The organism is Myxococcus sp. CA039A (genome assembly GCF_013336645.1).
GTDB lineage: Bacteria > Myxococcota > Myxococcia > Myxococcales > Myxococcaceae > Myxococcus > Myxococcus llanfairpwllgwyngyllgogerychwyrndrobwllllantysiliogogogochensis.
In genome coordinates this window covers 1-10421 of record NZ_JABUMQ010000364.1, presented here as the reverse complement: position 1 = coordinate 10421, position 10421 = coordinate 1, and the positions used below count along the sequence as shown (strand labels likewise).

Below are 10421 nucleotides of genomic sequence, written 5' to 3'. Positions count from 1 at the left end.
GGGGGGCGCGGAGCCCGGCCGGTGTCTCGCCGCGCCGGGTCTCCGCGAGGGCGTTCCCCGGAGTCCTGCCAGGCAGGCGGAGATGGATGAGCGAAGACTCGGCGTCACGCGGCCATGTTATCCTGAAGCTCATGTCTGCTTCCGACCGGGCCCGCACAACCCCCTTAACTCCAGACGTGCAGAACGATTCGCTCTGGAAGCTGGAGGCCCGGGACTCAGGAGACGAAGCGCTGCACGTGACGCTGCCCTATGAGCAAGGGCGCCGTGCCTATGACGCGTCGACGGTGCGCCGCTTCCGCCTGACGGTGGTGGAAGGCACCAACTCCGGCAGCACGTGGGAGTCCACGGCGGACACCTGCTCGGTGGGCTCGCACCCGCTCAACGACTTCGCGGTGGATGACTCCACCGTGTCGCGCTTCCACTGCGAGATTCGCATCGGCCCCAAGGGCCCCCAGGTGAGGGACCTGGACAGCCTCAACGGCGTCATCCTGGATGGCGTCCAGGTGATGGAGGGCGTGCTGCGCAGCGGCTCCCTCTTGAGGTTGGGCCGCGTGGTGCTGCGGTTCGACTTCAGCGCGGAGAACAACCGGCTGCCGGTGTCGGAGAGCACGCGCTTCGGGACGCTCGTGGGCGCCTCGGTGGCCATGCGCGTGTGCTTCGCGATGATGGAGCGCGCCGCGTCTCGCGACGTCACGGTGCTGCTGGAGGGCGAGACGGGCACGGGCAAGAGCCAGGCCGCGCAGGCCATCCACGACGCGGGCCGCCGCAAGGACGGGCCCTTCCTCGTGGTGGACTGCGGCGCCATCCCCGCGCACCTCCTGGAGAGCGAGCTGTTCGGCCACGAGAAGGGCGCCTTCACCGGCGCCGTCCATCGCCGCGCGGGCGTCTTCGAGGAGGCCATTGGCGGCACCGTCTTCCTCGACGAGATTGGCGAGCTGCCCGCGGAGCTGCAGCCCAAGCTGCTGCGCGTGCTGGAGAACCGGGAGATTCGCCGCGTCGGCAGCAACACGTACCAGCCGGTGGACGTGCGGTTGATGGCGGCCACGCACCGTGACTTGCGCGCGGAGGTCAACGCGGGACGCTTCCGCTCGGACCTCTTCTTCCGGCTCGCGGTTCTGCGCATCCCCCTGCCCCCGCTGCGTCAGCGTCCGGAGGACCTGCCCCTGCTGGTGGAGGGCATCCTCGGCTCGCTGGGCGCGGACCGCGAGCGCACGGCCTCGCTGCGCACGCCGGACTTCCTGGCGCGGCTGCGCTACGCGGCGTGGCCCGGCAACGTGCGCGAGCTGCGCAACTACCTGGAGCGCTGCCTCGTCTTCGAGGAAGCCGTGGAGCTGACCGAGGACGAGTCGCGCTCGGGCAACCCCATGGAGGTGGACCCCAGCCTGCCCTACGCGGACCAGCGCCGCCGCGCGGTGGACGACTTCGAGCGGCGCTATCTGCGCGCGCTGTTGGAGAAGCACCAGGGCAAGGTGGCCCAGGCCGCCGTCACCGCGGGCATGGACCGGGTGCATCTCTACCGACTGCTGCGCCGCCACGGCATCAAGCCGTGAGCGTCAGCGTCGGCCGGTGACGCGGGACCAGATGGCTCCGCCGCCCGGCAACGGCGCGGCGAGGAAGCCCGACTCCAAGTCCCGCAGCGCCGCCCCGGTGGCCACCAGCCCCGCGTCCTGGAAGTCCGCGACCCAGCCGGGAAGGTGCAGCAGGCTGCCGTCCGCGCTCCCGCGTCCCTCTGAACTGGGAAGGCGGTCCACGTGGACGGTGATGGCCAGCTCCACGGGCACGCCGTCCGCATCGCGGGAGTCGCGCGCGCCCTCCAGCAGCGACAGGGCCGCCGCGAGCACACGCTCACGCACGGCGCGCTCGGAGATGGCGTCATCGGGCAGAGCCGCCAGCGCCATGAGGCAGCCGCTCCCCTCCAGTCGCACCTCGAGCCCCGCCTCCCGAGCCACCGCGCCGGTCCGCTCCAGCAGGGAGTCCATCCGCTCCAGCAGCGCGGAGTCGGGGGCCCGCGACAGTCGCGCTTCCGCGTAGAGCGCCACCGCGTGGCCCTGGGCCTCGCGCGGCTTCTCTCCTCCCACCGCGCGCCGCAGGTCCTCCAGCAGCACGACGACGTCCGGGTAGCGGTCCTCGCGATTCTTGGCCAGACAGCGCAGCACCACGTCGTCCAGCGCCTCGGGCACCGGGGCTCGCTCGCCGGGCCTCGGAGGGGGCGCGTGCAGGTGCTGCTCCTCGACTTCATGCCGGGTGGCGCCCTGGAAGGGAGGCTGTCCGGTGACGAGCTGGAACAGCAGCACGCCCAGCGCGTACAGGTCCGTGCGGGCATCGGGCGCCTCACCGCGAATCTGCTCCGGCGCCATGGACAGCGGCGTGCCCAGGGCCACGCCGGTATGGGTGAGCGAAGAAGCACCGGGCGAGTCCGCCGTCAGCCCCTTCGCCACGCCGAAGTCCACCAGCTTCACCACGAGAGACTCGCCGCTCCCGGACAGCTTCATCACGTTCTGCGCCTTGAGGTCCCGGTGCACCACGCCCGCGGAATGGGCCACCCGCAGCGCGGCGCCCACCTGCTCCAGCACCTCCAGCGCCTCACGTGAGGACAGAGGCCCCCGCGCCGCCAGCTCCGCGGCCAGGTCCCTGCCCTCCAGCCACTCCATGGCGATGAAGGGCCTGCCATCCGGGAGCTCGCCATAGTCGTGCACACCGACGATGTGCGGATGACTCAGCCGCTGGAGCGTGGCCGCCTCGCGACGGAAGCGGCGCAGCGCGGTGTCCGTCGTCAGCGCCGACGACTGGAGGACCTTCAGCGCCGAGGCGCCTCCGCCTCCCACGTCCCGAGCACGATAGAGGGTGGAGACCGGGCCTCGGTAGTGGACGCGCTCCACCACCCAACGACCCACCAGGGCTCCTGGCCGCAGTTCCTCGCCATAGAGCGACTCCACGCCTCCCGTCGTCATCGACTAGCGCTCCTTGCGCGGTCGCACCGTGCGGCCGCACAGCTTGCCCGTTTGGTCATCGCTCACGGGCCCACACGGGTCATGGAGGAACGTGGTCACCGGCTCCTTCCAGATGTTCCCGTAGGGGTCCTTGCACCGCTCGTAGTCGCCGTCTCCGGGCACCTGCGGGCCGTCATTCACCTCGCACCTGCCTGGCAGGGACGGCTTCACGGCGGAGCCCCAGCACGGCCCCGCGACGGTGGCCGCGCAGTTGGCGCCAGCGTTGGGGAGCGCGCAGACGCGATGCGAGGAGTACGCCGCGCCGTCGCCCCAGGAAGGGTCGTAGCAGGAGTACATCTTCCTGTAGATGGCACCTTCGATGATGGCGTCGTCGCCGACCACGACGAAACGCGGTCGCTCGCCACCGACCTGCACCTCCTCCACGGACACCTTGGTGGCCAGGGCCTTCGGGTCGAAGACGTTGCCGTAGAAGGCGCCCTCACGCACCGCGAACACTTGCGACTCGGACAGCGCATATCGCGTGGGCGAGTCAGCTGACACGTCCACGCTGGCGGTGCCCGCGTCGTCGCTGTCCCACGGCGCCGTCATCACGCTGTAGTAGCCCTCCACGGGGCAGGTGAAGGTGACAATGGGTTCCGAGCCCGCGCAGCTCGAGTCCCCTTCGCCCAGATTGGTGGTGCGGGCCGAATCGCAGCCGACGACTCCCGAGCAGACGCGCAACACCATCTGGGCACCCGAGCTGGACCCCACCGCCGGGCCGGGGCACGAGACAACGCCCCCCGCGCCCAACGACACCGTCGACCCCGGGATACAAACGCCGATGCCGTCAGCCGTCCAGCCACAGTCGCGCTGAGCGCCCGTCTCGCTCCCGGTACACAGGGCGAAGCTGTCGAGCTTCACGGCCGTGGTCGGCTCGTACTCGGCGGGCTTCGTCACGGCCTCCAGGTAGAAGATGCTCGGGTCTCCCGGCACCTCGCCCCGGATGGACAACTCCACTCGGCGGCCCAGCGCGTTGTTGCGCGACAGGAGGCACGCGGAGACCCGGTTGAGACACGCCTGCGAGGGAGCCGACGTGAGCCACTGCGTGCACAGGCCCGCCTTGCCACCCCACACGCGGGGGCCCGGGTTCGAACCTCGGGGGTTGTAGTACCAGAGCGTCTGGTTGGGCCCCAGCGCGCAGCTCACCAGGTACTCCATGAACTTCTGCGCGTCCGGGTCATGCAGCTGCTTGAGGATGCGCGGGTCTCCACCTAGCGGGCTGAAGAGGTCCACCAGCCTCGTCGTCGCCAGCAGCCCGTTGGCTTCGGGGTTGGTGCCGATGGCATTGAGGACGAGCGCGTCGGTGGACAGGGAGTTGGCGATGCGAATCTCCGCCTGGCTCTCTCCGACCTCGGGTGCTGGAGGGGTGGTGGGCCCACTTCCTCCTCCACCACAGCCGGCCAGGACCAGGCACAGCACGGACACGATTCCCGACGGGGGGCGACGGACAGTGACACCCATGGACGCTCCTCCAGTGAAAAACACGGAATTGGCGAAATACCCCCTACAGAAGCACGCTCCAGGCCAGCGCGCCGCCGGTCACCTTGCCGTCTCGAAGCCGCCCTGGCAGGTCGTCCGCTGTAGCGCGGAAGGTCACGTCCGCGCGGCTTTGTAGCGGCTCGCGCTACACCCGCCTCGCTACGTCCTGGAGGGCGACGAGCCGGGGGCGCCACAGGGGCGCGGCTGACACGGCGCTCTCGGCCTGGGCCAACCAGATGAGGCCCTCCGCCAGCTTGCGGGCGGCGAAGGCGGAGTGCGCGGCCTGGAGGAGCAGCTCCGCCTTCTCGTCGGGGGAGGCCAGCTCTCGCGCCTCTTCCTCCAGGGCATGCCAGGCCCGGGACTCATGTGAGCCCGCACCGGCCTCGGCCTCGCGCACCTGGAGCTCCACCAACCGACGCATGACCGCGGTGGGAGGCAGGGACGCCGGCGGACAATGGGACTCAATCCAGCGCAGTTGTCGGGACGCCTCTCCCAGGTCGCCCAGCGCGGCGCCGATGCGCGCGAGCAGCAACGCATCCAGGGGCACCGGGTGCTCGAGGAAGAAGCGAACCCCCAGCTCGTGCGAGCGACGCGCCAGCGGCAGGGCCTCCGCCAATCGCCCTTGCATGTAGAGCACCTCCGCGAGGTTGAAGGTGGACCAGCGCTCCACCTGGGCGTGGCCCAGCTCGCGGCCCAGGCCCATGGCGCGGCGCAGGTCTCCTTCCATTCGCGTCACATCGCCCTGCCCCAGCCACAACAACACGCGGTTGATGAGGGTGGCGGCCAGGTGCAGCGCATCGCCGGCGGCCTCGCAGCGCGACACGGCCTCCTCGAAACGAGCGGCGGCTTCCTCCGTGCGCTGGAGGAAGGTCAGCGCGGAGCCCAGCATGGCCAGGGCGACGACGAGCGTCTCATGCTCGCGCGCGCCCTCGGCGCCCTCGACGACGGAGGAGAGGATGCGCGCCGCCGGGCCCCACTCTCCCTGACGCACGTGTAGACGGCCCCGGGCCAGCGAGCAGCGCAGGGACAGGCGCGGGTCATCGAGGTGCTCGATTCGCTCCAGCGCCTCGCGCGCGCACGCCGTCGAGCCATCCACGTCCTCCATCCAGTCACGCGCGGTGGCCTCCTCCAGCAGCAGGTCCAACGACAGGGCCATGTCGCCGCGCCCCTCCGCGAGGACTCGCGCCGCGGCCAGGTCTCCAAGCCCTTCATGGAAGCGCTGCAGGCGATGCCGCACACGGCCGCGTCCGGCCAGCGCGAGTGCCCGGCGCCCCGTGTCTTCCTCCAGCAGCAGGGAGAGGGCGCGCGTGAAGTGCTGCTCCGCCTCCACCGACTGGTGCGCGCGACGCGCCTCTTCGGCCAGCACCAGGAAGGCGATGGCGGCTTCCTCGTGCGCTCCACAGGCCGCGGCATGGTGCGCGCGACGACGGCGCTCCGCGGGCGAGTTGCCCGAGGTGGCCTGGCGCGCGGCGGCATGCAGCGCACGGCGCGTCGCGGGAGGAAGGAGCGCTTCGAGCGCCTCGCGCAGAAGCGGATGACGGAAGGCGAAGCGCCCCAGGCCCATGGGTCGCAGCAGTCCAGCGCGAGCGAGTCGCTGCAAGCCCGCGCCCGCGTCCAGCGACGTGGCCACCCCCACCTGTTCGTCGCGCGGTTCCAGGTACCGCAGGGCCGCGTCCACGCGCGTGACATCCAGCTCGGAGCCCAGCACCGCGCACAGACGCGCCAGCACGCCATGGGCCTCGGGCAGTCCCGCGAGCACGCGGGTAGCAAGGCGCTGAAACAACGGCGTCACCGACACGTCCAGCAGCGCGTCCGGGGCGATGTACCAACCCCCGCCCGGCGCGGCACGCAGCGCCCCGGCGGTCCTCAGTGCGACCGCCAGCTCCACCAGGGACAGGGGCACGCCCTGGGCCAGTTGCTCCAGGCGCGCCAGCACGGGCTCGGGGACATGCTCCGCCGGACGAAGCAGGTGCAGGAGCAAGGCGCGACTGGCCTCGGGCGGCAGGGGCGGCAGGACATGCCGCGACGCGTGCGCGCTACGCTCGCCCAGGTGAGGACGCAGCCCGAGCAGCGCGGGTCGAGCCACCACGCAGACCCACAGCGGAGCGGACGCACCAGCCAGCGTGGCCACTTCCAGCGCATCCAGGCTGGTGGGGTCGGCCAGGTGGGCATCATCCAGCAACAACACGCGAGGCGTCTCGCGCGCGCGGTGTCGGAGCGCCTCGGCGAGCCAGCGCGCGGCGGCGTGGCGCGCATCGGCGAGGGGAATGGGTCCGGAGCGAGGAGTCTCGGGGAGTGGCGATGCCCCCTCGCCGACGGAGGCCCGCAGCACGTCCAGCATGGCCTCCGGAGCCGAGACGTCGGGAGCCGCCGCGCGCAGGCGGAAGACCTGGGCACGGCCCTCGGCCTCCAACCGTGTCGCGAGCGCCTCGATGACCCGTGACTTGCCTTGCCCCACGTCACCGGTGAGGACCGAGAAGCCGGGCACGCCGAGGGTGAGGCAGCGCGTGGCCTCCTGGATGAGCAGGTCGACCAACGGCTCGCGCCCCACGAGCGGAGGCGGCTCCGACACGGAGCTGGAGGCACCGCTGTCGAGCAACCGCAGTCGTCCGCCGACGGGCGTGGAATCGACGACGCTCGCCTCCGAGGAAGCCACCGCCTCGGTGGCCCCTGGCTCCAGTCGCGCGGCCGCGGCGGCGGTGACACGTGTCTCGCCCGGCACCCAGTCCGTGGGCCACCAGTCGCCCGTCGCGTCGAGGGCGGGCCCCGCCATCCGCAGCGTGGCTGTCCCGACGAGGACATGCAGCTCCGCGAGGTGGAGGACCGCCGAGGACTCGCCCTCTTCCACCAGTCGCCGCGCGGTGAGCGCGCCTGCGCGGACGTTCGCTTCGGCGGTGAGCGACTCGGCGAAGGCGATGACATAGCCACCGCGCTTCACACGCGCGAGGACACCTCCTTGCGGTTCGATGGCGGCCAGCACCGCATCCACGGACAGCGAGGCATGCAGGCCCAGCAGCGCCACCTGCCGGACTCCCGAGCCGACGACCTGGAGGGCCGAGGCGGCGGGGACTTCGCCGGGCTGGACGACGCTCGGAGAGACCGCGACGTGACAGGCCGCATCGAAAGCGGCGAGCACATCGGGAGCCCGGGCAAAGCGCTCCGTCGGGGACTTGGCCAGACACGTGCGCAGCACCTCATCGAGCGCGGGAGGAAGCGCGCAACGCTCCGAGACACGGGGCGGTCTCAAGCTGACGTGGCCGTGGCGGATCTGCTCTGGGCTGCCGACGAAGGGGGGCGCGCCCGTGAGCAGCTCGAAGAGGAGGACTCCCAGCGAGTAGATGTCGGCCGCCGTGCTGGCGAGCCTGGCATCGAGACACTGCTCTGGAGCCATGTAGAGCGGAGTGCCCAGCCGCTGTCCCGCGGGTGTCACGCCCGGAGGAAGCTCGTCCGCCAGGTCGTCGCCCTCGACGTCATAGAAACGCGCCAGGCCCAGGTCGAGCAGGCTGAGCGCGCCACCTTCGCGAAGGAAGACGTTCTCCGGCTTGAGGTCCCGGTGCGCGACGCCCGCGGCATGCGTCCGCTCCAGCGCCGAGCACAACCCACGGAGCATCTCCCGGACATGCGACAGCGACGCGGCACCGGAGCCAGGCAGCGCGGCCATCCACGCGGCGAGCGTCTGGCCATGCAGGTGTTCCATCACCAGGAAGGGACGCCCGCGAGCCACGCCGTGCTCGAGCAGCTCCGGCACGGTGGGAGGCCCCACGCGGCGCAGGGCGGTGGCCTCGCGAGCGAAGCGCTCGTGGTGAGGTCCATGCCCCAGCTTCAGGGCCACCTCGCGACCATCCGAGTCCCGATACGCGGTGAAGACCTGCGAGAAGCCACCGCTGCCCAGGGGCGCGGCGACGCGCACGCCAGGAACGTCCGCGAGCGGCAGTCCTTCGTTGGCAGGGCCGCCAGCATCTCGCGAGCCGTGCACGGGACAGGCCGCGCCCGGCAAAAGGCGGCGGTAGCAGTTCGGGCAGCGCATCGGTGGAACGTGACGCTACCAGAGCGTTTGCAGCAGGACGATGGCAACGCCGACCAGTCCCTCGCCCGCGATGGTCCCCGCGGCCAGCGTCGCCACGCGTCCCTCCGCTGTCGTGGATTTCACGTATCCCACCAAGGCGGAAACAAGCCCGCCAAGGAAGAGACTCAGCGAGTACGAGGGTGCCAACAGACACGCGAGCCCCATGCCCAGGGGCGAGGGTACCCAACGCCGGGCACGCTGGGGGAGCAGCCGCTCAGCGAAGACGAGCACGACGGCGGCGAGCGCGGCCCAGCCCACGGCCGCGCGGGTCGCGGGCTCCAGGTTTCCCAGCCCCGAGGACAGGACTCGCGCGACGCTCGCGGTGATGAACGCAGCGGGTGCGGGGAAGCGCTCGCCTCCAAGTGCCTCACGGTCTGGCACGAGCAGGAAGAACAGCGGCACCACCGCGAGCGCTCCCACCACCGAGCCGAGCAACTGCGCGAGGAACAGGCGTCGGGGATGCGCACCCAGCAGGTGCCCTGTCTTCAGGTCCGTGAGGAGGTCCGCGGCCGAGGACGCCGAGTTGACGGTGATGCCCGCGGTCGCGAGGTTGGCGTGGATGTTGTGTGGCAGCAAGACGCCGTAGGTGAGCTGGGTCACCTGGCTGAGCGCGCCCACCGGAGTGGCATCCGTCTCGCCGGTGACACGACAGGAGATGAGGCACAGGACGAACGACAGCGCGATGGCGAGCGCCGCGTGCGCGAGCGGAACGCCGAAGCCTCGATGTGCCACGAGGAGGGTCGCGGGCGTCACCACGCAGAGGCCCGCGAGGAGCCACCTGTGCGGCACCTGGAGCGCGTCCACGGGATGCGGTGGAGAGGTGCGGCGGGAGAACAATCCGCGGAAGGCCCGCCGGAGGACACGGCCTTCGAGCAGGAAATGGAGCAACGACGCGGTGGCGAGCATGGCGGCGCCAGGCCACAGGCTCCACTCGAGGAAGTTCCCTTTCTCCACGGACACGAGCCCGGAGGCGAACACGCGCGGCGCCACGACTCCGTGAATCAGCAGCGCGCCTAAAAGGAGCGACGCCGTGGTGCGAGGCCCGAGCAGCGCGCCCGCGCCAATGGGCAACAAGCTCACCTCCAGCCCGAAGCCAAGCCGCTCCAGGGGCAAGCCACCCCACGAGCCCGGAAATGGAATCGAGAGAGGAAGCCGTCCCAGTCCATCACGGACCACGGTGACGAGCCCTGAGAGCAGGCCTCCCAGTCCGAGCAGACGCAATCGAGGCGTCGCTTCAGCCCCCGTCGAATGCAGCGCGCGAATGGTGGTGGCGGCGGCGGTGCCGGAGGCGAAGGGAAGTTGCTCGTGGTCGACGAGCTGCCGCTTGAAGGGCACGGCGAAGAGGACCCCGAGCGCGGACAGGAAGAAGGTCCACGCGAGGAGTGTCGGACCGGAGGGATGCTGGCCGGTGACGATGAGCCAGGCGCCCTGCACGGAGACGAGCGCGCCACCCGTGGCATAGCCGGCCGCGGAGGCCACCGTCTGCGCATTGCACGTCTCCAGCGGAGACAGGGGCGCGCCAGCGAGGCCCGGGGTGAGGCGGCGCAGGAGCCCGTGCGATGCATGTGCGAGCAACGCTGCGGTGATGGCGACACCGAAGGCGAGTCCGGTCTTGAGTCCCACGTAGAGGTTGGTGGCACAGGTGATGACGCCGATGCCCGCGCCGAGCAGTACGGAGCGCGCGGTGAACTGCGGCAGTCGGTCCCCCTGGTAGACGTGGGTCAGCCAGTAGGAGTCCGTGGCCTCGGGTGAGTCCCCCGGGATGCTCAGCAGCGTCAGGGACTCGGGAGACGGCGCCAGGGGAGACGCCTCTTCCTCGGGCGAGGCATGCGGTGAGGGCAAGGCCATGGGCTGCCCCATCTTTTCATCCCGACCCCCTCCAGGAC

At 71.1% G+C, this 10421-nt stretch carries 5 protein-coding genes; 1 reads left to right on the top strand and 4 read right to left on the bottom strand.

The annotated features are described in order from the left end of the window. Nucleotides 1-131 precede the first annotated feature (131 nt). Nucleotides 132-1550 (top strand): sigma 54-interacting transcriptional regulator, encoded by a 1419-nt coding sequence (locus HR086_RS39810; RefSeq protein ID WP_174459008.1) that lies wholly within the window; start codon nt 132-134, stop codon nt 1548-1550. A gap of 3 nt (nt 1551-1553) precedes the next feature. On the opposite strand, the gene HR086_RS39805 is transcribed toward HR086_RS39810, so the two are convergent. The 4 genes from HR086_RS39805 to HR086_RS39790 all read right to left on the bottom strand — a co-directional run bounded on the left by HR086_RS39805 (nt 1554) and on the right by HR086_RS39790 (nt 10383). After that, the gene (locus tag HR086_RS39805) at nt 1554-2951 is read right to left on the bottom strand and encodes a serine/threonine-protein kinase (RefSeq protein WP_174458982.1); all 1398 of its coding nucleotides are present in this window, start codon (nt 2949-2951) and stop codon (nt 1554-1556) included. 3 nt (nt 2952-2954) lie between these two features. Next, on the bottom strand, nt 2955-4451 hold the full coding sequence (locus tag HR086_RS39800) for a hypothetical protein (RefSeq protein WP_174458981.1): 1497 nt from the start codon (nt 4449-4451) through the stop codon (nt 2955-2957). A gap of 163 nt (nt 4452-4614) precedes the next feature. Beyond that, nucleotides 4615-8496, bottom strand: coding sequence for a serine/threonine-protein kinase PknK (locus tag HR086_RS39795; protein ID WP_174468222.1), 3882 nt, complete (start codon nt 8494-8496; stop codon nt 4615-4617). A gap of 15 nt (nt 8497-8511) precedes the next feature. Next, the gene (locus HR086_RS39790; protein ID WP_174468221.1) at nt 8512-10383 is read right to left on the bottom strand and encodes an OPT family oligopeptide transporter; all 1872 of its coding nucleotides are present in this window, start codon (nt 10381-10383) and stop codon (nt 8512-8514) included. Nucleotides 10384-10421 lie beyond the last annotated feature (38 nt).